Origin of the sequence: Lysinibacillus fusiformis, from assembly GCF_002845985.1 — a bacterium.
In the GTDB taxonomy this organism is placed as follows: domain Bacteria; phylum Bacillota; class Bacilli; order Bacillales_A; family Planococcaceae; genus Lysinibacillus; species Lysinibacillus fusiformis_D.
Map to the genome: position 1 here is coordinate 145,915 of NZ_PDFK01000005.1, position 23,466 is coordinate 169,380.

Annotated in this window: 23 protein-coding genes and 2 other annotated features; all 23 genes read left to right on the top strand. The window is 39.8% G+C overall.

Annotation, left to right across the window (positions count from 1 at the left end; translation table 11 throughout):
* Positions 1-4 precede the first annotated feature (4 nt).
* On the top strand, positions 5-547 hold the full coding sequence (locus CRI88_RS16725) for a UvrB/UvrC motif-containing protein (RefSeq protein WP_036123855.1): 543 nt from the start codon (positions 5-7) through the stop codon (positions 545-547).
* The gene (locus CRI88_RS16730) at positions 544-1,653 is read left to right on the top strand and encodes a protein-arginine kinase McsB (RefSeq protein WP_036123789.1); all 1,110 of its coding nucleotides are present in this window, start codon (positions 544-546) and stop codon (positions 1,651-1,653) included. Before CRI88_RS16725 ends, CRI88_RS16730 begins: the two co-directional genes overlap by 4 nt.
* Positions 1,643-4,087, top strand: a complete 2,445-nt coding sequence (locus tag CRI88_RS16735; RefSeq protein ID WP_036123786.1) for an ATP-dependent Clp protease ATP-binding subunit — start codon at positions 1,643-1,645, stop codon at positions 4,085-4,087. The genes CRI88_RS16730 and CRI88_RS16735 overlap by 11 nt, the downstream gene beginning before the upstream one ends.
* Positions 4,088-4,178: 91 nt before the next feature.
* A complete protein-coding gene (gene radA, locus CRI88_RS16740; protein ID WP_036123854.1) occupies positions 4,179-5,555 on the top strand; it encodes a DNA repair protein RadA in 1,377 nt (458 codons plus the stop codon).
* Positions 5,556-5,840: 285 nt separating this feature from the next.
* Positions 5,841-6,926 carry a PIN/TRAM domain-containing protein gene (locus CRI88_RS16745; protein WP_036123784.1) on the top strand — a complete coding sequence of 362 codons (1,086 nt, stop codon included), beginning with the start codon at positions 5,841-5,843 and terminating at the stop codon, positions 6,924-6,926.
* An 11-nt stretch (positions 6,927-6,937) separates the two neighbouring features.
* A complete protein-coding gene (gene ispD / locus CRI88_RS16750; protein WP_058845127.1) occupies positions 6,938-7,633 on the top strand; it encodes a 2-C-methyl-D-erythritol 4-phosphate cytidylyltransferase in 696 nt (231 codons plus the stop codon).
* A 271-nt stretch (positions 7,634-7,904) separates the two neighbouring features.
* Positions 7,905-8,381 (top strand): 2-C-methyl-D-erythritol 2,4-cyclodiphosphate synthase, encoded by a 477-nt coding sequence (gene ispF / locus CRI88_RS16755; RefSeq protein ID WP_058845126.1) that lies wholly within the window; start codon positions 7,905-7,907, stop codon positions 8,379-8,381.
* 90 nt (positions 8,382-8,471) lie between these two features.
* Positions 8,472-9,932 (top strand): glutamate--tRNA ligase, encoded by a 1,461-nt coding sequence (gene gltX / locus CRI88_RS16760; RefSeq protein ID WP_058845125.1) that lies wholly within the window; start codon positions 8,472-8,474, stop codon positions 9,930-9,932.
* 50 nt (positions 9,933-9,982) lie between these two features.
* Positions 9,983-10,202 (top strand) — a binding site (T-box leader).
* 197 nt (positions 10,203-10,399) lie between these two features.
* The gene (gene epsC / locus CRI88_RS16765; protein ID WP_036123753.1) at positions 10,400-11,050 is read left to right on the top strand and encodes a serine O-acetyltransferase EpsC; all 651 of its coding nucleotides are present in this window, start codon (positions 10,400-10,402) and stop codon (positions 11,048-11,050) included.
* On the top strand, positions 11,047-12,447 hold the full coding sequence (gene cysS, locus CRI88_RS16770; RefSeq protein ID WP_058845124.1) for a cysteine--tRNA ligase: 1,401 nt from the start codon (positions 11,047-11,049) through the stop codon (positions 12,445-12,447). Before epsC ends, cysS begins: the two co-directional genes overlap by 4 nt.
* A gap of 5 nt (positions 12,448-12,452) precedes the next feature.
* Positions 12,453-12,872 (top strand): Mini-ribonuclease 3, encoded by a 420-nt coding sequence (locus tag CRI88_RS16775; RefSeq protein ID WP_036123747.1) that lies wholly within the window; start codon positions 12,453-12,455, stop codon positions 12,870-12,872.
* On the top strand, positions 12,872-13,624 hold the full coding sequence (rlmB, locus tag CRI88_RS16780) for a 23S rRNA (guanosine(2251)-2'-O)-methyltransferase RlmB (protein ID WP_036123745.1): 753 nt from the start codon (positions 12,872-12,874) through the stop codon (positions 13,622-13,624). The genes CRI88_RS16775 and rlmB overlap by 1 nt, the downstream gene beginning before the upstream one ends.
* 2 nt (positions 13,625-13,626) lie before the next feature.
* Positions 13,627-14,139, top strand: a complete 513-nt coding sequence (locus CRI88_RS16785) for an NYN domain-containing protein (RefSeq protein WP_036123742.1) — start codon at positions 13,627-13,629, stop codon at positions 14,137-14,139.
* Positions 14,140-14,207: 68 nt separating this feature from the next.
* Positions 14,208-14,855 carry an RNA polymerase sporulation sigma factor SigH gene (sigH, locus tag CRI88_RS16790; protein WP_036123738.1) on the top strand — a complete coding sequence of 216 codons (648 nt, stop codon included), beginning with the start codon at positions 14,208-14,210 and terminating at the stop codon, positions 14,853-14,855.
* Positions 14,856-14,932: 77 nt separating this feature from the next.
* Positions 14,933-15,079 carry a 50S ribosomal protein L33 gene (gene rpmG, locus CRI88_RS16795; RefSeq protein ID WP_004233588.1) on the top strand — a complete coding sequence of 49 codons (147 nt, stop codon included), beginning with the start codon at positions 14,933-14,935 and terminating at the stop codon, positions 15,077-15,079.
* A gap of 48 nt (positions 15,080-15,127) precedes the next feature.
* Complete coding sequence (gene secE, locus CRI88_RS16800) at positions 15,128-15,313, top strand: preprotein translocase subunit SecE (RefSeq protein ID WP_036123733.1); 186 nt, start codon at positions 15,128-15,130, stop codon at positions 15,311-15,313.
* 349 nt (positions 15,314-15,662) lie between these two features.
* Positions 15,663-16,196 carry a transcription termination/antitermination protein NusG gene (nusG, locus tag CRI88_RS16805; protein WP_036123731.1) on the top strand — a complete coding sequence of 178 codons (534 nt, stop codon included), beginning with the start codon at positions 15,663-15,665 and terminating at the stop codon, positions 16,194-16,196.
* Positions 16,197-16,426: 230 nt separating this feature from the next.
* Positions 16,427-16,852, top strand: coding sequence for a 50S ribosomal protein L11 (gene rplK / locus CRI88_RS16810; RefSeq protein WP_004233593.1), 426 nt, complete (start codon positions 16,427-16,429; stop codon positions 16,850-16,852).
* Between the two features lie 116 nt (positions 16,853-16,968).
* Positions 16,969-17,667 carry a 50S ribosomal protein L1 gene (gene rplA / locus CRI88_RS16815; RefSeq protein ID WP_036123728.1) on the top strand — a complete coding sequence of 233 codons (699 nt, stop codon included), beginning with the start codon at positions 16,969-16,971 and terminating at the stop codon, positions 17,665-17,667.
* 53 nt (positions 17,668-17,720) lie between these two features.
* Positions 17,721-17,867: a sequence feature (ribosomal protein L10 leader region), on the top strand.
* 32 nt (positions 17,868-17,899) lie between these two features.
* Positions 17,900-18,400 carry a 50S ribosomal protein L10 gene (gene rplJ, locus CRI88_RS16820; protein WP_004233596.1) on the top strand — a complete coding sequence of 167 codons (501 nt, stop codon included), beginning with the start codon at positions 17,900-17,902 and terminating at the stop codon, positions 18,398-18,400.
* Positions 18,401-18,473: 73 nt separating this feature from the next.
* Entirely contained in the window at positions 18,474-18,833 is a 360-nt protein-coding gene (gene rplL / locus CRI88_RS16825; RefSeq protein ID WP_004233598.1) for a 50S ribosomal protein L7/L12, read from the top strand.
* 76 nt (positions 18,834-18,909) lie between these two features.
* On the top strand, positions 18,910-19,512 hold the full coding sequence (locus CRI88_RS16830) for a class I SAM-dependent methyltransferase (protein ID WP_058845123.1): 603 nt from the start codon (positions 18,910-18,912) through the stop codon (positions 19,510-19,512).
* Between the two features lie 241 nt (positions 19,513-19,753).
* On the top strand, positions 19,754-23,329 hold the full coding sequence (rpoB, locus tag CRI88_RS16835) for a DNA-directed RNA polymerase subunit beta (protein ID WP_170829859.1): 3,576 nt from the start codon (positions 19,754-19,756) through the stop codon (positions 23,327-23,329).
* Positions 23,330-23,466: the final 137 nt, after the last annotated feature.

Below are 23,466 nucleotides of genomic sequence, written 5' to 3' on the forward strand. Positions count from 1 at the left end.
GGAAATGATATGCGAACATTGTAAACAACGTAATGCGACAGTTACAGTAACACAAGTTCAAAATGGGCAAAAGGTGGAGCACCATTATTGTGACGTCTGCGCCTCACAGTTCCATCCATTTCATGCAGAGTTTAAACAAGAGCCAGTGTCTATTCAACAGCTATTGTCGAACTGGTTCGGCTCGCCTACATGGCAAAAGGTGGGGGAAAAACAACAAGTTCAACCACAACAGCAAACATGCCCACAATGTGGATTTTCGTATAAACAATTTTTAAAAGAAGGTAAATTTGGATGCCCGAGCTGTTATGACACCTTTAGTGAGCATTTGCCTAAGCTCTTTAATCGCATACAGGCAGGCCCTCAACACATTGGTAAAATGCCTGGTGCTCGCAGTAATGTGTATGTCATTAAAAAGCAAATAGAGGATATCCGCAAGCGTATGAAGGCCGCTGTAGCAGAAGAACAATTTGAGGAGGCGGCGAAGCTCCGTGATGAAGTTAAAGAGCTAGAGAAGCATCTACAATTTGAAGGTGGTGATGTGTCATGATGATTGATTCATTTTTAGAGCGTGCGACCCCAACGTGGATGCATATCAAGGATGATTATTCAGATATTGTCATTAGTACACGTATTCGCCTTGCTCGAAATTTAGATGGCTATCGATTTCCATTAGCTTTCTCAGAGAATGAGGCACTGCAGGTGGAACAGGCAGTTACACATGCACTAAGTGATAGCCCAACGCTTCAAAATGATTATGCTTATTTTGCTATTAAGGATTTAACGCCTCTACAGCGTCAAATTCTTGTAGAAAAGCATTTGATTAGTCCACAGCTTGCTAAAAAAGAGCAAGTAGGCTCCATACTTCTTTCTGAAGATGAATCCGTTAGCATTATGGTGAATGAAGAGGATCATTTACGCATTCAATGTATGACAGCAAGCTTTCAACTTCAAAGTGCCTATGAACAAGCAAATAAAATTGATCGTATCCTAGAGAAAGTATTACCGTATGCCTTTCGAGATACTTTTGGCTATTTAACAAGTTGTCCGACAAATATTGGCACGGGTCTTCGCGCATCGGTCATGATGCATCTACCCGCACTGACATTAACCGGGCAAATGAATCAAATTATTAATGCCATGACTCGCTTAGGAATGACTGTAAGAGGTATATATGGGGAAGGCAGCGAAAATTTAGGAAATGTTTATCAAGTGTCGAATCAAATTACACTTGGGAAGACAGAAGAAGACATTTTAGCAGACATACAAAGTGTCGCTGAAAAGATTATCCAAAAAGAGCGACACGCAAGAGGGAAGTTGATGGAAAAGGCAGAGCTTGCTCTAGAAGATAGAGTATATCGGGCTTTAGGTACCCTTACACATGCGAGAATTCTAACAAGTGAGGAAGCCGCTACCTGTCTATCTAATGTTCGTTTAGGAGTAGATCTACAGTTAATTGATGGGATTCAAGCAACAACCTTAAATGAATGTGTTGTTAGTATGCAACCAGGTTTTTTACAGCACTATGCAGGTGAGGCACTGCCCCCTGCTGAACGGGATCGTGTCCGAGCGGAAATGCTCCGTGAGGCATTATCTCAAGAATATGCGAATAAGCCTATAAATGGGGAAAAAGGAGAGGATTTATATGATGTTTAATCGTTTTACACAACGCGCGCAAAAAGTATTACAGCTTGCTCAGGAAGAGGCTATTCGTTGGAAGCACGAATCTATTGGAACAGAGCACATTCTATTAGGGCTTATACGTGAAGGCGGCGGTATTGCTGCGAAAGCGTTAGAAGCCATTGATATTAGTCCTCAAATGATTGAAGCTGGTATTGAGGAATTAGTTGGTAAAGGTAAAGAAGATGTCGGCCCAATTGTTCACTATACGCCAAGAGCTAAGAAAGTAATTGAACTATCTGTGGATGAATCACGTAAATTAGGTCACTCGTATATCGGCACAGAGCACTTATTATTAGCGCTTATTCGTGAAGGTGAAGGCGTGGCAGCTCGCGTCTTAAACAATGCGGGTGTCGGCTTAAATAAAGCACGTCAGCAAGTATTATTGCTATTAGGTAACAACGATAATGCACAATCTGGGCAACAAGCAGCTCAAGCTGCCAATACCCCAACTTTAGATAGCCTAGCGCGTGATTTAACACAAATTGCACGTGAAGGCACATTGGACCCTGTTATTGGTCGAAGCAAGGAAATTACACGTGTGATTGAAGTGTTATCGCGTCGTACGAAAAATAACCCTGTATTGATTGGTGAGCCAGGTGTTGGTAAAACAGCGATTGCTGAAGGGTTAGCACAGCAAATTATCCATAATGAAGTACCAGAAATCCTACGTGACAAACGTGTCATGACTTTAGATATGGGGACGGTTGTTGCAGGTACTAAATATCGTGGTGAATTTGAAGATCGTTTGAAAAAGGTGATGGATGAAATTCGCCAAGCCGGCAACATCATTTTATTCATCGATGAATTGCATACATTAATCGGTGCAGGTGGTGCAGAAGGTGCGATTGATGCCTCCAATATTTTAAAACCATCTTTAGCACGCGGTGAGCTTCAATGTATTGGTGCAACAACATTAGACGAGTACCGCAAATATATTGAAAAGGATGCAGCATTAGAGCGTCGCTTCCAACCAATCCAAGTGGATGAACCAACAGTGGAAGAAGCGATTCTAATTATTCAAGGCTTACGTGACCGTTATGAAGCGCATCACCGTGTAAAAATTACAGATGAAGCGATTGAAGCAGCGGCTAAAATGAGTGACAGATATATTTCAGACCGATTCTTACCAGATAAAGCAATTGACTTAATCGACGAGGCAGGTTCTAAAGTCCGCTTACGTTCATTTGCAGTGCCACCAAACTTAAAGGCACTTGAAGATAAACTTGAAAATGTGCGCTCTGAAAAAAATGCAGCCGTATCAGGCCAAGAATTTGAAAAGGCAGCCTCTCTAAGAGACACAGAGCAAAAGCTGAAAGATGAAATTGAAGCTACACGAAAAAATTGGAAAGAAGAGCAAGGCAAAGCGGAATCTAAAGTGACTGTGGATGATGTTGCAGCAGTTGTATCAATGTGGACAGGAATCCCAGTAGCTAAAATTGCTTCCGAGGAATCTTCGAAGTTATTACAACTTGAAGAAGAGTTACACAAACGTGTAGTAGGGCAAGGAGAAGCGGTAGAAGCGATTTCTCGTGCGATCCGTCGTGCAAGAGCAGGCTTAAAAGATCCAAAACGACCAATCGGCTCATTCATTTTCTTAGGACCTACAGGTGTAGGTAAAACAGAGTTGGCAAGAGCACTTGCTGAAGTGATGTTTGGCGATGAAGATGCGATGATTCGTGTCGATATGTCTGAGTACATGGAGAAGCATTCGACTTCTCGTTTAGTAGGTTCACCTCCAGGCTATGTGGGCTTTGATGATGGTGGTCAATTGACTGAAAAGGTTCGCCGTAAACCATACTCGGTTGTATTATTAGATGAAATTGAAAAAGCACATCCAGATGTTTTCAATATTCTACTGCAAGTTCTTGAAGATGGCCGTTTAACAGATTCTAAGGGCCGTGTAGTAGACTTCCGTAATACAGTAGTCATTATGACTTCAAACGTTGGTGCCGATGCTTTAAAATATCAAAAGAGCCTTGGTTTCAATGTAGGTGGAGCAGAATCTAAGCATAAAGATATGAAGGGTACGATGCTAGAAGAATTGAAAAAGGCATTCCGTCCAGAGTTCTTAAACCGTATCGATGAAATGATTGTCTTCCACGCATTAGATAAAGAGCATTTAAAAGAAATCATTGCAATGATGGGCAATGCACTAACAAAACGCTTAAAAGAGCAAGATATTTCGTTGGAGCTAACTGATGCAGCACTTGAGAAAATTGCTGAGGAAGGCTATGACCCTCAATATGGTGCTCGTCCGTTACGCCGTGCATTACAAAAACAAGTAGAGGATCGATTATCAGAAGAATTGCTGAAAGGTAATGTAGAGAAAGGTAATCAGGTAATCATTGATTATGTAGACGGTGAGTTTATTGTAAAGAAAAAAGAGGGAGTATCCATCTCTAAATAATTTTATGCAAAGACAGCGAGGCTTTAAGTGCCAAGCTGTCTTTTTTTCTGTACAATTAATGATAAGAACAAATATTCGAGGTGAAAGCAATTTGGCAAAGAAAAAAACAAAGTTTGTATGTTCAGGCTGTGGCTATGAAACTGCAAAATGGATGGGAAGATGTCCAGGGTGTGGAGAATGGAATAAGATGGTGGAAGAAGTTGAGATGGTCGCAAAGGGACCACGAGGAGCATTCCAGCATTCTGCTACAGTTACCCAAAAGGCTCTCCCAATTATTCAGGTCGAAGCGACTGAAGAATCCCGTGTAGCGACGGAAATGGGCGAACTGAATCGCGTATTGGGTGGTGGTATTGTACCCGGTTCGCTCGTATTAATCGGGGGAGATCCGGGGATTGGGAAATCTACACTATTACTACAAGTTTCAGCATTACTTTCGAATAAAGGGCATCGTGTGCTTTATATTTCTGGAGAGGAGTCCATTCGTCAAACAAAATTACGAGCAGAGCGTCTAGGAGTGGTTTCTCAAGAGCTTTACATATATTCCGAGACGAATCTCGAATTTTTAAACCAAACCATTGATGAAGTACAACCGAAATTTGTCATTGTCGATTCCATACAAACCGTCTTTCATCCAGAAGTAACAAGTGCACCAGGTAGTGTATCGCAAGTTCGTGAATGTACGGCAGAACTGATGCGAATCGCCAAGACAAAAGGCATTGCTATTTTCTTGGTCGGGCATGTAACAAAAGAGGGGCAAATTGCCGGACCTCGTATTTTAGAGCATATGGTTGATACAGTGTTATATTTTGAAGGAGAAAGACATCATAATCATCGTATTCTACGCAGCCAAAAAAACCGCTTCGGCTCTACCAATGAAATTGCGATATTTGAAATGCTTCAAGGGGGATTAAAGGAAGTGCTGAATCCTTCTGAATTATTTTTGCAGGAGCGGTCACAAGGAGCAGCGGGATCCACTATTGTTGCATCCATGGAGGGGACAAGACCCATCCTTGTTGAAATTCAATCTTTAGTAACACCTACAAGCTTTAATTACCCTAAACGTATGGCAACTGGTGTCGATCAAAACCGAGTGCAATTGCTAATGGCAGTGCTAGAAAAACGGATGGGCCTCATGCTACAAGCTCAGGACGCATATATTAAAGTGGCTGGTGGTGTCAAATTGGATGAGCCAGCAATTGATTTAGCGGTGTTGACAAGTATTGTCTCAAGCTTTAAAGATCAAGCTGTGCGAGCAACGGACTGCTTTATTGGTGAAGTAGGGCTGACAGGTGAGGTACGTCGAGTATCACGGATTGAACAGCGTGTTATTGAAGCGGCAAAGCTTGGGTTTAAAAGAGCTTTCATACCTGCCTCCAATATTGGTGGTTGGGATTTTCCACAGGGAATAGAAATAGTTGGAGTAGAAACGATCAAAGATGCATTAAATGCATGCTTTAGAGAGTTGTAAAGGGAAATTGTGCATGTTGGATACCATTCTGACATGCATTTTCCGTCATTTTTAACGTTAAAATCGGAAACTCAAGTAAGGGGATAGGCGTCCTAGATAATAGCAGGATAAAGTCATGCAAGAGTGTCATCGAAAACACAGTAAGATAGAGGTTGGAAAGAATGATGTCTAAATGATTTATCCCTGTGAATGAACATCAAAAATAATGATAATTTGATGAGCTCATGAAGGATTTTCTACAGTAAACTATGTATAATCTTAACTAACAATAGGAGGTGACAGCTTGTGAAAAAATTTGTTCAAATTGCCTTTTTACTGATTGGAGGAGCATTGGGCCTTGTTTTCTTACCGCCATTATACGAATTGCTTCATTTATCATCTAATCCTTGGCTAGATAATCCTTATGTATCAGTAGCATTAGGCGCGCTTTTACTATTTACACTGTCTTTTGCATTTTCCGATTATTTTGTGAAGCTCATTAGCTGGATGGAAGAGGTCCTGTTTAAGGTGCCTATCGGTGATTTATTTTTTGGTACGCTTGGTTTAATCATGGGACTGATTGTAGCTTATTTTTTAGGCTTCGCCATCGATAGTGTGCAATTCCCTGTAATTACAGAAGTACTCCCTATTATTCTGTCATTTGTATTAGGTTATTTAGGGTTCCGTTTAGGTTTTAGAAAAAGAGATGAATTAATACAGCTTTTTACTTTACGTAGTAATAATACAAAGAAAAAGGCTGCTGAAGGTGCTGAAATTCAAGAAATACGAGGGAGTTATAAGCTGTTAGATACGAGCGTTATTATCGATGGTCGTATTGCTGATATTTCTGGAACTGGCTTCATAGAAGGAGTCTTAGTCGTACCTCAATTTGTCCTTACAGAGCTGCAGCATATTGCCGATTCTTCCGATACGTTAAAACGTACAAGAGGACGTCGTGGATTAGATATTTTAAGAAAATTACAAGATGAACGTAAGACAAAAGTGGAAATTACGGATGAGGATTTTGAGGATGTGCAAGAGGTGGATTTAAAGCTTGTACGTCTTGCAAAGAAAATGGGGAATGACACACAGATTGTCACAAATGATTTTAACTTGAATAAAGTCTGTGAGCTCCATCATGTGAAAGTATTAAATATTAATGATTTAGCGAATGCGGTGAAGCCTGTTGTAATCCCAGGTGAAGATATGCAGGTTGTGGTCATCAAGGATGGTAAAGAGCATAATCAAGGGGTTGCCTATTTAGATGATGGAACAATGATTGTTGTTGAAGGTGGCCGTAGTTATATCGGACAGGCCATTACTGTGACAGTAACGAGTGTGCTGCAAACATCAGCGGGTCGAATGATATTTGCCAAGCCGAAGGACGATTAGGATGTGGGAAAATGCAGTATGAAGTAGTACTACCTGCGGCAGGAAGCGGAAAACGCATGGGTGCGGGACAAAATAAATTGTTTTTAAAACTTTTGGAGAAACCTATTCTGATCCACACGTTAGAAGTGTTTCAACAAGATCCTTTTTGCACTGGTATTTGGCTGGCTGTAAAACCAGAAGAACGTACTTATATTCAAGAATTGCTAGAGCAATTTGAAATTACAAAAGTGAAGGGCTTACCTGCTGGCGGTGCTGAGCGACAGCATTCAGTCCATTCATGTATGAAAGAGATGCAGCAGGTAGATATTGTGCTTGTTCACGATGCAGCTCGACCTTTTATTACACATGATATTATCGCCAGCCTTGTACAAAGTGCTCATGAGTCAGGTGCAGCTATTGCAGGGGTTCGAGCGAAGGATACAATGAAAAAGGTTCGCAATGGTATTATCGAAGAAACAGTCGATCGTGATAGCTTATGGATGATTCAAACGCCACAAGCCTTCCAATTTGATTTAATTGTGGAGGCAGAGGATGTTGCTGAGAAGGTGGGCTTTCTTGGTACAGATGAAGCCATGCTAGTCGAACGCTTAGGACATGCAGTGCATATTGTAGAAAGTAGCTATGAAAATGTCAAAATGACGACACAGGACGATTTAATATTTGGTGAGGCTATTTTACGTAAACGAGCATTGCAAATAAACGAATAGTAATCTAAAAATCTCATTGGCGATTGTTGCTAATGGGATTTTATCTTGATTTAACCAATGTTTATAGAGCAAGACACAAACTTATGCTGAGATGTAAGTAAGGGAAATGCTCACTATTTGCTATCAGCTCAATTTCCTAGGAAATATGTTAAAATGTGAGGGTATAATAGTGAGTAAATATAAAAGTGAAAGAAGGTGAATGAGACTGCGCTTACAGCAGGCAAGGAGCTGGTTTGATCCACATGTTTTGCTAAAGTAGTCTCTCTATCATATGTTTCGAATTGGACAAGGTTTTGACGTACATGCATTTGAAGAAGGTCGTCCATTAATTATTGGCGGTATCACGATTCCGCATGAAAAAGGGCTAGTAGGGCATTCTGATGCAGATGTTCTTTTACACACGGTTACGGATGCAGCTCTAGGGGCAATTGGAGAAGGAGATATCGGCCGCCATTTTCCAGATACGGACCCAGCCTTTAAAGACGCTGATTCAGCAAAACTATTAGCGTATATTTGGAAAATTGTTGAGGACAAAGGCTATGTGCTAGGGAATGTAGATTGTACAATTATGGCACAGCGTCCCAAAATGGCGCCTTATATTGAACAGATGCAAAATCGCATCGCTGAATTGCTTCATGCAGAGCCGTCTCAAGTCAATGTAAAGGCAACGACAACTGAACGTTTAGGTTTTACAGGTCGTGAGGAAGGTATAGCGGCTATGGCCACAATTCTATTGGTGAAGAAATAAATGCGGATGAACTCCGCTTTTATTTCCTGTAACAGAGTGGTAAAATGAACAAAGTCAATTTTTTGATCGAAAATTTAGGAGGCTTTTAATATGACGAAAGAAGTTCGCGTTCGATACGCGCCATCTCCAACAGGTTTTTTACATATAGGTGGAGCGCGTACAGCATTATTCAATTATTTATATGCAAAACATCATAACGGTAAATTCATTGTACGTATTGAAGATACGGATATTGAACGTAATGTAGAGGGCGGAGAAGCATCTCAGCTAGATAACCTAAAATGGTTAGGTATTGAATATGATGAGTCCATTGATATTGGTGGACCTTATGCGCCTTATCGTCAAATGGAACGTCTTGATATTTATAAAGAGCACGCTGAGAAATTATTAGAACAAGGTGTCGCTTACAAATGTTTCTGCTCATCAGAAAAGCTTGAAGCATCACGTGAAGAACAAAAAGCAAGGGGTGTAGCGGCCCCTACTTATGATGGGACATGTCGTCACTTATCAGCAGAGGAAGTCGCAGCTAAAGAAGCAGCGGGCGAGCCATATACAATCCGTATGCGTGTTCCTGAAAATGTAACTTATGAGTTTGAAGATTTAGTTCGTGGACCAGTTACATTTGAATCTAAAGACATTGGTGATTGGGTACTTGTAAAAGCAAATGGTATTCCAACATATAACTATGCGGTTGTGCTAGACGATCACTTTATGGAAATCTCGCATGTTTTCCGTGGAGAAGAGCATTTATCGAATACGCCAAAACAAATGATGATTTTTGATGCATTTGGCTGGGAATATCCACGCTTCGGTCATATGACATTAATTATTAATGAAAATCGTAAAAAGCTATCTAAACGTGATGAATCAATTATTCAATTTGTCACGCAATATAAAGATTTAGGATATCTTCCTGAAGCAATGTTCAACTTCTTTGCGCTACTTGGATGGTCTCCAGAAGGGGAAGAAGAGATCTTCTCGAAAGAAGAGTTTATTAAAATCTTTGATGAAAAACGTCTTTCTAAATCACCATCTATGTTCGATAAGCAAAAGCTGACATGGATGAATAATCAATATATTAAAAAACTATCTTTAGAAGAAGTCGTAGCATTGTCTTTACCACACTTGCAAAAAGCAGAGCTATTACCTGAAGAACTTACGGCAGAGCAATATGCATGGGCGACGGATTTAATCGCACTTTATCACGATCAAATGAGCTTTGGGGCAGAGATTGTGGAGTTATCTAGCCTATTCTTTAACGACCATATTGAATATGATGAAGAAGCAAAAGAGGTTTTAGCGGGAGAGCAAGTGCCTGAAGTAATGGCAGCATTTAAAGCAGAGCTTGAGCAATTAGAAGAATTTACACCAGATGCAGTAAAAGCTGCTATTAAAGCTGTGCAAAAAGCAACAGGTCATAAAGGTAAAAATCTATTTATGCCAATTCGTGTTGTAACAACAGGTGAAACGCATGGACCAGAGTTACCAAATGCGATTTGTTTAATTGGTAAAGAGAAAACAATTGACCGCGTAGAAAAATTTGCCCAATAAAGAGAAATTTATTGACAATCCATTCTTTCGTTGTAAAATGTATTTACATTGAAAAAGCGTTGATAAGGAGAAGTAAGTGGCGCATGCTCTTAAGAGAGGACCATCACCGGCTGAAAGTGGTCTGAGCCCAGGCAAAACTGAAATGCACCTTTGAGCATAGAGCTGAACTATAGTAGGCTTTATCGAGTCGTTCCCGTTAAAGAACGTCCAGAGTGGAAGGCATCTTTGCCTTCAAACAGAGTGGAACCACGCATTTTAAGCGTCTCTGTCATTCCCTTTTGGGGATGATAGGGGCGCTTTTTATTTTTTAGAAAAAGGCAATGATGCAGGCTTCATTAATTTACAAGGAGGCGTCAATACCACATCATCTACGCAGGGAATCTGAAGGAAATTGGCAATTGCTATCGTTTTAGTGTGTAGGATTTCAAAGGATTTGAGCAAGACCAACATGAAAAGGGGGAGTTTTTGTGTTTAAAAGAATGAAGGAAGATGTGGAAACAATTTTTGAGAATGATCCAGCAGCGCGTAGTGTATTTGAAGTGGTGTTAACCTATTCTGGTTTGCATGCGACATGGGCGCATCGAGTGGCGCATTGGTTCTTTAAAAGACGTTTTTATTTTATAGCTCGTGCCATTTCGCAAATTAGCCGTTTCTTTACGGGGATTGAAATTCACCCAGGTGCAAAAATTGGTCGTCGTTTCTTTATAGACCATGGTATGGGTGTTGTCATTGGTGAAACATGTGAAATTGGTAATAATGTTACTTTATATCAAGGTGTAACATTAGGTGGTACAGGGAAAGAAAAAGGAAAACGACACCCTACGTTAGAGGACAATGTGCTTGTTGCAACGGGCGCGAAAGTATTAGGCTCTATCACAATTGGTGAGAATAGTAAAATTGGTGCGGGATCAGTTGTTTTAAAAGAAGTACCGCCAAACGCTACAGTTGTCGGTATTCCTGGTAAAATAGTAATTAAGGATGGAGTTCGTCTAGAGAAAAAACTAGATCATCAAAATATACCTGATCCTGTGGAAGAACGTTGTCAAGTTTTCGAGAAGCAAATCACTGAATTGCAGCAGGAAATCGAACGCTTACAAAAGGAGAGAGAAACACAATGAGTATTCAAATATTTAACTCATTAACAAGACAAAAGGAAACCTTCGTACCGCTAGAAGAAGGAAAAGTTAAAATGTATGTCTGCGGTCCGACTGTTTATAACTATATCCATATTGGAAATTCACGTCCTGTCATTGTGTATGATACAGTTCGCCGTTATTTTCAATATAAAGGCTATGATGTAAAATTCGTATCCAATTTTACGGATGTAGACGATAAAATCATTAAGGCAGCAAATGAGTTAGGCGAAGAAGTGCATGAATTAACAGAGCGCTTTATTGCTGCGTACTTCGAGGATGTTACAGCACTAGGGTGCAAAAAAGCGGATGTTCATCCACGTGTAACAGAGCATATGGACGATATCATTCAATTTATTCAAGTATTAATTGATAAAGGCTATGCTTATGAATCTGCTGGGGATGTGTATTATCGCACACGTAAGTTTGATGGCTATGGTAAATTATCGCATCAATCAGTAGACGATTTAAAAATCGGTGCTCGTATTGAAGCAGGCGAGAAAAAAGATGATGCATTAGATTTTGCTTTATGGAAAGCTGCGAAGCCGGGTGAGATATTCTGGGAAAGTCCATGGGGAGATGGTCGTCCAGGCTGGCATATTGAATGTTCTGTAATGGCTCGTGAGCATTTAGGAGATACTATTGATATTCATGCTGGTGGGCAAGATTTAACTTTCCCTCACCATGAAAATGAAATTGCTCAATCAGAAGCACATAACGATAAAACATTTGCACGTTATTGGATGCATAACGGGTATATTAATATCGATAATGAAAAGATGTCTAAATCTCTTGGCAATTTCATTCTTGTTAATGATATTCGTAAACAAATTGATCCACAGATACTACGTTTCTTTATGCTATCGGTTCATTATCGTCACCCAATTAACTTTGCTAAAGATTTAGTAGAAGCTGCTGCAACGGGCTTAGAACGCATTCGTACAGCTTACAATAATGTGAAGCATCGTCTTACAACTACAGCAAGCTTAGGTGATCACTCGGAAGAATGGCTGAGCAAAATTGCTGAACAAAAAGCACAGTTTGAAGAGGCAATGGATGATGACTTTAATACTGCAAACGCTATTTCAGTATTATTCGAGGTAGCACGTATTGCTAATATTTACTTAAATGAAGCAAATACTTGCAAAAAAGTTTTAGAAACATTTATGGAAACTTTTGAAGTAGTAGGCGACGTCTTAGGTATTGAATTTGTAAAAGAAGAAGAGCTATTAGACGAAGAAATTGAAGCATTGCTACAAGAGCGCGTAGAGGCACGTAAAAACCGTGACTTTGCTCGTTCTGATGAGATCCGTGACCATTTGCAAGCCCAGGGTATCATTTTAGAAGATACACGACAAGGAACTAGATGGAAACGAGGGTAATAAAGTTGGATAAACTTCGCAATGAAGATGTTAAGCAATTAAATGCGCTGGCATTAGCCTATATGGGGGATGCCGTATTAGAACAAAAAATACGTGAGCATTTGCTACGTTCTGGCCGTGTTAAGCCGAATACGCTGCATCGAGAGGCAACTCGTTATGTTTCAGCAAAAGCGCAATCTAAGATCGTTCATCGCATGATGGATGAAAATTATTTAACAGAGGAGGAATTGGCTGTGTTCCGTCGTGGACGCAATGCCAAATCCGGCTCTGTACCAAAAAATACAGATGTCCAAACCTATCGTAATAGCTCAGGCTTTGAGGCAGTGCTTGGTAGTTTATATTTATTAAATGAACTAGAACGCGTGTATGAAATCATTGCATATGCTATTCAAATAATCGAGGAATCAAAGGGAGTGTCTAAATAATGGCAGAACAAAATGGTGAAATTATTGCCGGTAAAAACCCAGTGTTAGAAGCACTTCGTTCAGGCCGCGATATGAATAAAGTATGGATTGCAGAAGGTGTCAAAAAATCTGGTGTGAATGAATTGCTAGATTTAGCCCGAGAACGTGGTGTAATAGTTCAGTTTGTCCCAAAAAAGAAAGTCGATCAATTATCGAGTGCTAATCATCAAGGAATTGTTGCATCTGTTGCCGCTTATAAGTATGCTGAACTTGAGGATTTATTTGCAGCTGCAGCCAATAAACAGGAAGATCCTTTTTTCCTAATTTTAGACGAGCTAGAGGATCCTCATAATCTAGGGTCTATTATGCGAACGGCTGATGCTATCGGAGCACATGGTATTATTATTCCAAAGCGTCGATCTGTTAGTTTAACAGCTGTAGTGGCAAAAGCATCCACAGGTGCTATTGAACATGTTCCAGTTGTACGTGTGAACAATCTTGCTCAAACGGTTGATGAACTAAAAGAACGAGGTGTATGGATCGCTGGTACAGATGCGAAGGGCTCAGTGGATTATCGAAAAATGGATGCCACATTACCGTTAGCCATCATTATTGGCAGTGAGGGCAAGGGAATGGGTCGTTTATTAAAAGAAAAATGCGATTTTTTATATCACTTACCAATGGTTGGGCATGTTACATCATTAAACGCATCAGTTGCTGCAGCGCTTTTAATGTATGAAGTGTATCGTAAACGTCAAGAAGCGAATGAGTAACAATGAAAAACATTTTGCTTGTTGATGGCTATAATATGATTGGATCTTGGAAAGAGCTGCGGCCATTGCGTGATACAAATTTTGAGGATGCGCGCAGAAAGCTGATAGAAGTTATGGCTGAATATAAAGCGGCTATGGACTGGCGCGTAATTATTGTTTTTGACGCACATCTTGTACCAGGAGTTGAGCAATCTTATATAGAAAATGGTGTAGAAGTCATTTATACCCGTAAAAATGAAACGGCAGATGAACGAATAGAAAAAATGACGCGTGAACTAAAGGCTAGAAATGTACAGATACATGTAGCAACGTCCGATATGGCAGAGCAAAGCGTTATCTTTGGTAATGGTGCTCTAAGGAAATCGGCTAGAGAGCTAGAAATTGATACAAGCATTATCCAACATAAAATTTCACATGACGTGAGGCGCAAACAAGAAAGCAAGCCGCCTTCTCGTATAGAATTAAAGCCAGATGTTGCACTTGCTTTTGAAAAATGGCGACGAGGATTGAAATGATAGATTGACGCATATTTTCCAATTCCGTTATACTGTTCCTAATTATCTGTTGTGGCTGAGGTGATACCATGTTTAAAAATAGCATTGTACAAGTGACACAAGATTTTGAACGATTCAATGATGAAGAACTTATTGAAATGGTGCATCAAGGTAATACAGATGCGTTGGATTACTTAATTACGAAATACCGTTTGTTAGTAAGAGCAAAGGCAAGGTCCTATTTCTTAATTGGAGCAGATAAGGAAGACATCGTGCAAGAGGGTATGATCGGTTTATATAAAGCGATTCGTGATTTTAAAGGCGATAAACTGGCTTCTTTTAGGGCTTTTGCAGAGCTGTGTATTACAAGGCAGATCATCACGGCGATTAAAACAGCTACTAGGCAAAAGCATATTCCACTAAACTCCTATATCTCTTTGGACAAGCCTATATTTGATGAAGAGTCAGACCGAACGCTAATGGATGTGCTAACAGGTGCTATTATGGACGATCCAGAAGAATTGATGATTCATAGAGAAGAGTTCGGCTATTTAGAAGAAAAAATGAGTGAGATTTTAAGTGAATTAGAACTACAAGTTTTAGCTTTATATTTAGATGGTCAGTCTTATCATGAAATTTCTGAGAAATTAAATCGCCATGTGAAATCGATTGATAATGCATTGCAGCGGGTCAAGCGTAAATTAGAGCGACATTTGGTCCTTGAGGAAATGTCTTAGTCCATATAGGCCTTTATTGACATTGACAAATATAGGTGTTAGTCTTAAAAAGACAAAGTGCCGAAAAAGGTGAGTATATGGCAAAAAAAGTCGTGCTAAATTGCGAGAAATGCGGGTCGAGAAATTACACGTTCCCAGCTAAAGAAGGTTCAACTGTACGTCTCGAATTAAAGAAATTTTGCTCGCATTGCAATGAACATACAATGCATAAACAAACGCTATAAAATGATATGTAAATAGACAGATATGATTGATTCGGAGGTTAAGCTAGAATGGGCAAGATCAAAGGCTTTTTAAGTGATGTAATGTCTGAAATGCGCAAAACAAGCTGGCCAAAAAGTAAAGAACTAACGAAATATACAGTCGTTGTAATTTCAACTGTTGTCATTATGGCTTTATTTTTTGTATTAGTTGACTTAGGTGTTTCATCATTATTCCGCTGGTACTTAGATTTATAATTTAGTAAATAGCATATTTTTGAAATAGCCCGTCCATTGTAATAACGGGTTTTTTCGTTTGTTTTATCTTCATTCAGCAGAAAACTTTATCTATTGGTTTGACGACATGGTGAAGTGAAGGTCAGTAAAATACGCTCATGATGATAAGGATGCTACTAGGAGAGTATGATAGTAGTGATTGATGACTATGCTAGTTTCGGTATATATCATCGGGCTTTCGCTGGCTATTAGCGAAAGCTATATTTTTCTAATGAGATGTTTGTGAAAAGAGTAAGAATGCGTTTAGCATATCGCGATTCATTTTCACTTTTATTTGTAAGGGAGGGACGGACGAGGAGTCCTAGTAGTTATGGAGAAAAATTGGTATGTTGTTCATACGTATTCAGGGTATGAAAACCGTGTAAAAGCAAACCTAGAAAAACGTGTAGAAACAATGGGAATGCAAGATAAAATCTTCCGTGTAATTGTTCCTGAGCACGAGGAAACAGAAATGAAAGATGGGAAAAAGCGCACGATGATGCGTAAAGTTTTCCCTGGTTATGTGTTAGTTGAGTTAATTATGACAGACGATTCTTGGTATGTAGTACGAAATACGCCAGGCGTTACTGGCTTTATCGGCTCATCAGGTGGAGGAGCAAAACCAACACCTTTACTACCAGAGGAAGCAGATCGTCTACTACAACAAATGGGTATGACTGATAAGGTTGTAGAAGTTGATATAACTGTTGGTGAGGCTGTTGAAGTATTAGAAGGGCCGTTCGCTCATTTCCAAGGGCGTGTTGAGGAAATTGACACGGAAAAAGGAAAAATAAAAGTGTCGGTTGATATGTTTGGTCGCGAAACAATTATGGAGCTAGATTTCGAACAAATTCAAAAATTATAGTTCCAGTAATTGATCTATGACATGTCAATTGGTAGATGTTTCGCAGATTTTGTTAATTACTACTTGCTTAAAAAAATTAAAAGTGGTATCATTTCATAGGTCAGACTGTCATACTTTTAGTTGACGTCTGTATTGATAATTTTAATGTTATCGGCACTTAGCTGACAGACAGATATTGAGTGGGAGGGGCAACCCAATTACCACATCACGGACTTAAGGAGGTGTGTCTCGTGGCTAAAAAAGTTATTAAAGTTGTAAAACTTCAAATCCCTGCTGGTAAAGCTAACCCAGCTCCACCGGTTGGTCCTGCATTAGGTCAAGCGGGTGTGAACATCATGGGATTCTGTAAAGAATTCAATGCGCGTACTGCTGATCAAGCTGGTCTTATTATTCCAGTTGAAATTTCAGTATTCGAGGACCGTTCTTTCACTTTCATTACAAAAACTCCACCTGCAGCAGTGTTACTTAAAGTAGCAGCTGGTATCCAATCAGGATCTGGTGAACCAAATCGTAAAAAAGTGGCAACGGTTAAGCGTGATAAAGTTCGCGAAATCGCTGAAACTAAAATGCCAGACCTTAACGCTGCTTCAGTGGAAGCTGCTATGTTAATGGTTGAAGGTACTGCACGAAGCATGGGTATTGTTATCGAAGACTAATCCCATTTACTTGATGTTTTGTTTTTTGGAAGGTTGCGAAGTTTCTTTGTGAACACGCAACCTTTATTCGTGGGAGGTAAAATCCGCTATAACCACAATCAAGGAGGAAATATATAATGGCTAAAAAAGGTAAAAAACTGCAAGATGCAGTAAAATTAATTGATCGTAACTCACTATATAGTGCACAAGAAGCAATCGAACTTGCTCAAAAAACTAGCACAGTTAACTTCGACGCTACTGTAGAAGTTGCTTTCCGTCTAGGTATTGATACTCGTAAAAACGACCAACAAATCCGTGGTGCAGTAGTGCTACCAAACGGTACTGGTAAAACTCAACGTGTATTAGTATTCGCAAAAGGTGAGAAACTTAAAGAAGCTGAAGCAGCTGGTGCTGACTATGTAGGCGATGCAGAATACATCCAAAAAATCCAACAAGGTTGGTTTGATTTCGATGTAATCGTAGCAACTCCTGACATGATGGGCGAAGTTGGTAAACTTGGTCGTGTATTAGGACCTAAAGGTTTAATGCCAAACCCTAAAACTGGTACAGTTACTTTCGATGTAACAAAAGCGATCGAAGAAATCAAAGCTGGTAAAGTAGAATACCGTGCTGATAAAGCTGGTATCATCCACGCTCCTATCGGTAAAGTTTCTTTCTCAGCAGAAAAATTAGTAGAAAACTTCTTAGCTGTTTTTGATGTAGTGCAAAAAGCAAAACCTGCTGCAGCTAAAGGTACTTACATGAAATCTGTAAATGTTACAACTACAATGGGCCCAGCTATTAAAGTTGACGCTTCTAACGTAGTAGTAAAATAATTTATATATATGTGTTGACGACAGTGAGTATACATGATATTATAGTTGCTGTTGTGAATTATCCATTTGTACCGTAGACAGTAGGGGTGACTTGTCACTTAATGATCCTACCGAGGACATCGGAATTCAGATTCTTATTTTAAAGATGATGACTTTCAGCCTCTGCGTCTATTTGACCCAGAGGCTTTTCTTTTGTCGGTATAAATGACCCATTCTAATAGGAGGTGTCATCATGAGCAAAGCAATCGAAAACAAACAAGTACAAGTTCAAGAGATTACTGAAAAATTCCAAGGCGCTGCTTCTGTAGTAGTTGTGGATTACCGTGGTCTTAATGTTGCACAAGTAACTGAGCTTCGTAAACAACTTCGTGAAGCTGGCGTTGAGTTCAAAGTTTACAAAAATACTTTAACTCGTCGTGCTGCTGAGGCTGCTGGTCTTGAAGGAATCAACGACGTATTAGTTGGTCCTAACGCAATTGCGTTCTCAAATGAAGATGTTGTAGCGCCTGCTAAAATCATCAACGAGTTCGCTAAGAAAAACGAAGCTTTAGAAATTAAAGCGGGTATTATTGAAGGTACAATCTCTTCTGTTGAAGATGTTAAAGCACTTGCAGAACTTCCATCACGCGAAGGTCTACTTTCTATGCTTTTATCTGTACTTCAAGCTCCAGTGCGTAACTTCGCACTTGCAACAAAAGCTGTTGCAGAACAAAAAGAAGAACAAGGCGCGTAATTTAATACGCACTCAAACTTCTGCGGCCTGATCGCAAAAAAATAAAACATTATCCAATTAGGAGGAAATTATAATGAATAAAGAGCAAATCTTAGAAGCTATCAAAGCTATGACAGTTCTTGAATTAAACGATTTAGTAAAAGCAATCGAAGAAGAATTCGGTGTAACAGCTGCTGCTCCTGTAGCAGTAGTTGCTGGCGGTGCTGCTGCAGCTGAAGAAAAAACTGAATTTGACGTAGTATTAGCATCTGCTGGTGCAGAAAAAATCAAAGTAATCAAAGTGGTTCGTGAAATCACTGGTTTAGGTCTTAAAGAAGCTAAAGAAGTAGTAGATAACGCTCCTAAAGCTCTTAAAGAAGGCGTTTCTAAAGATGAAGCTGAAGAAATCAAAGCTAAACTTGAAGAAGTTGGCGCATCTGTAGAAGTTAAGTAATCTCGTATTACTTTTTAACAAAAGGAAAGCTCGTCATTTTGGCGAGCTTTTTTCTTCATTCTGAGGAGGCATGAAAATGTCAGATCATTATTATACAAGTAAGCCTCAAACTGAGAGTAAACCTCGTCACTGGACATTCAAGTTACTAGGGCATTCGTTTTCGTTTGAAACGGATGCAGGTGTATTTAGTAAAAGCGAAGTAGATTTTGGATCCCGTGTTTTAATAGACGCTTTTAAAATGCCTAATATTAATGGTGCGATATTGGATGTAGGTTGTGGATATGGGCCGATAGGATTATCGATTGCCAAAGCGAATCCAGACCGTACCGTTTATATGATGGATATAAATGAACGCGCAGTTACACTTTCGCAAAAAAATGCGCAAGTGAACGGTGTTCAAAATGTGCGAATATTTGTGAGTGACGGCCTATCGATGGTTGATACAGATGTAGAAGCTGCAGCTATCTTAACGAATCCACCAATTCGTGCAGGGAAGGAAACGATTTTCCGCTTTTACGATGGAGCTTATGATCGACTAGTGCCTTCGGGTGAGCTTTGGGTAGTCATCCAGAAGAAACAAGGAGCACCATCGACAGTAAGTTACCTAGAAGAAAAATTTTCAGAAGTCGATATTGTAGAGAAGAAAAAAGGGTACTGGATAGTACGCGCAAAAAAATAAATGAAATATGTATAATTTATTGACTTGACAAATCGGCTATGATAATATGATACAATGCAAAAATATTATTTTGAGGTCGTATGCCCTTTTGTATAGAAATGTTTTTATATGGGTATACTTGCCAAGATAAGTTTAGTTAACCGAAAATGAGATCTTTTTGAAGACTCGTTTTCTTTTTGTCTTTCGAAATCATACACTATTTGTATGATTTTGCAAAGACCTAATATCGCTTTATTGAGGGGTGAATGAGTTGACAGGTCAACTAGTTCAGTACGGACAACACCGCCAGCGTAGAAGCTTTGCGCGTATTAAAGAGGTGCTTGAGCTTCCAAATCTGATTGAGATTCAAACGGCGTCTTACGAGTGGTTCCTTGAAGAAGGTTTACGTGAAATGTTCCGTGACATTTCGCCGATCGAGGACTTTACAGGTAATCTTTCATTAGAATTCATCGATTATTCATTAGGTGAGCCTAAGTATGATGTTGATGAATGTAAAGAGCGAGATGTTACTTACGCAGCTCCATTACGTGTGAAAGTACGTCTTTACAACAAAGAAACAGACGAAGTGAAAGAACAAGATGTCTTCATGGGTGACTTCCCATTAATGACAGAAACAGGTACGTTCATTATCAATGGTGCTGAACGTGTTATCGTTTCACAATTAGTTCGTTCACCAAGTGTGTATTTCCATGATAAAACTGATAAAAACGGTAAAAAAGGTTTCGGCGCAACGGTGATTCCAAACCGTGGTGCATGGTTAGAGTATGAAACTGATGCAAAAGACGTAGTTTATGTGCGTATCGATCGTACTCGTAAGCTACCAGTAACAGTGTTACTACGTGCACTAGGTTTCGGTTCAGACCAAGAAATTATCGATATTATCGGTGATAACGAGTATTTACGTAATACGTTAGAAAAAGATAACTCTGAAAGTACAGAAAAAGCACTTTTAGAAATCTATGAACGTTTACGTCCAGGTGAGCCTCCAACAGTAGAAAGTGCGAAGAGTTTATTGTACTCTCGTTTCTTCGATGCAAAACGTTATGATTTAGCGAATGTTGGTCGCTACAAAATGAATAAAAAGCTTCATATTAAAAATCGTTTATTTAACCAAACGATTGCTGAAACGCTTGTAGATCCTGAAACAGGCGAAATTTTAGTAGAAAAGGGTACAGTGCTTGACCGTCGTACTTTAGATAAAATTCTACCTTACCTAGAAGATTCATCAAAAGGTATTGGTTACCGTACTTTATCGCAAGTTGGTGGCGTGCTTGAGGACGATGTAACAATCCAATCTATTAAGATTTATGCACCGAAAGATGAAGCACAAAAAGAAATTAATATCATCAGTAATGCGTACATTGATGAAGAAGTGAAGAATATTACACCAGCTGACGTTTTATCTTCAGTAAGCTATTTCTTCAACTTACTTTACCAAGTAGGCGCAACAGATGATATTGACCATTTAGGTAACCGTCGTCTACGTTCAGTAGGTGAGTTACTACAAAACCAATTCCGTATCGGTTTATCTCGTATGGAACGTGTAGTACGTGAGCGTATGTCCATTAACGACACAGCTGCAATCGTACCGCAACAATTAATTAATATTCGCCCTGTAATTGCGTCTATTAAAGAGTTCTTCGGTAGCTCTCAATTATCTCAATTCATGGACCAAACAAACCCTCTAGCAGAGTTAACACATAAACGTCGTTTATCTGCATTAGGGCCTGGTGGTTTAACACGTGAGCGTGCTGGTTTTGAAGTGCGTGACGTTCACTACTCTCACTACGGTCGTATGTGTCCAATCGAGACACCTGAGGGTCCAAACATTGGTTTAATCAACTCATTATCTTCATTTGCCAAAGTCAATAAATTTGGATTCATCGAAACGCCTTATCGTCGTATTGATCACGAAACAGGCCGAGTAACGGATCAAATTGATTATTTAACAGCTGATGAAGAAGATAACTACTATGTAGCACAAGCAAACTCGCTATTAAATCCAGATGGTACATTTACTAATGAAGAAGTAGTAGGTCGTTTCCGTGGGGATAACACAGTATTCAATAAAGCTCAAATGGACTACATGGACGTATCTCCTAAACAAGTAGTTTCTGCTGCGACTGCCTGTATCCCGTTCTTAGAAAACGATGACTCTAACCGTGCACTTATGGGTGCCAACATGCAACGTCAAGCAGTTCCACTTCTTAACCCAGAAGCACCATTCGTTGGTACGGGTATGGAACATGTTGATGCGCGTGATTCAGGTGCAGCTGTTGTAGCGAAATACGATGGTATTGTTGAGCACGTAGAGGCTCGCTCTATCCATGTTCGTCGCATTGAAGTTGTAGACGGCAAAGAGGTTAAAGGCGATTTAACAAAATATAAATTACAAAAATTCATTCGTTCAAACCAAGGTACTTCATATAACCAACGTCCACTTGTAAAAGTTGGCGAGCGTGTGAAACCTCGTGATATTTTAGCAGACGGTCCATCAATGGAAAGAGGCGAACTGGCTCTTGGACGTAACGTACTTGTTGCATTCATGACTTGGAACGGCTTTAACTATGAGGATGCTGTTATTATGAGCGAGCGCCTTGTAAAAGACGATGTCTATACATCTGTTCATATTGAAGAATATGAATCAGAATCTCGTGATACAAAGCTTGGGCCTGAAGAAATCACTCGCGATATTCCGAACGTTGGGGAAGATGCACTTCGTAACCTAGACGAACGTGGTATTATCCGTATTGGTGCGGAAGTACGTGATGGCGATATTCTGGTAGGGAAAGTAACACCTAAAGGGGTTACAGAATTAACTGCGGAAGAGCGTTTATTACATGCAATCTTCGGTGAAAAGGCTCGTGAGGTTCGTGATACTTCATTACGTGTACCACACGGTGCTGGCGGTATCATTCTTGACGTTAAAGTATTTAACCGTGAAGATGGCGATGAATTACCACCAGGCGTTAACCAATTAGTTCGTGCTTATATTGTTCAAAAACGTAAAATTCGCGTTGGGGACAAAATGGCCGGACGTCATGGTAACAAAGGGGTTATCTCTCGTATCTTACCGGAAGAAGATATGCCGTTCATGCCAGATGGCACGCCTGTTGATATCATGTTAAATCCACTTGGTGTACCTTCTCGTATGAATATCGGACAAGTTTTAGAGTTACACTTAGGTATGGCTTCCCGCTACCTAGGCGTCCACATGGCAACACCAGTATTTGATGGTGCTAATGAAGAAGACGTTTGGGAAACAATGGAAGAAGCAGGGATGAACCGTGACGGTAAAACAATCCTGTATGATGGACGTTCTGGTGAACCATTTGATAACCGTGTATCTGTTGGGATCATGTACATGATCAAACTTGCTCACATGGTTGATGATAAACTTCACGCACGTTCAACTGGTCCTTATTCACTTGTTACGCAGCAACCACTTGGTGGTAAAGCGCAATTTGGTGGACAACGTTTTGGTGAGATGGAGGTATGGGCACTTGAAGCATACGGTGCTGCATATACACTTCAAGAAATCTTAACGGTTAAATCCGATGACGTTGTTGGTCGTGTGAAAACATATGAAGCCATCGTTAAAGGTGAAAGTGTACCAGAGCCAGGTGTTCCTGAATCATTCAAAGTATTGATTAAAGAACTTCAATCTCTTGGTATGGATGTTAAGATGTTAACAGTTAATGATGAAGAAGTAGAGCTTCGCGATTTAGACGAAGAAGAAGATCTTCAACCAGCTGATGCACTTAACATTGCACCACAGCCAGATACAGAAGAAGAGCCAGTAGAGTCTTTTGAATAATGGAAACCCAAATTCACAATGGTGAATAAGGTCAAACTTATTTTTCAAATTAGCCGGGCAGGATTTAACGCCCTGCCTGGCTTTTTCTTTTAATAAATCATTCTATTTCTAATCCTTTGCCAAAGAGGCAATTCTTT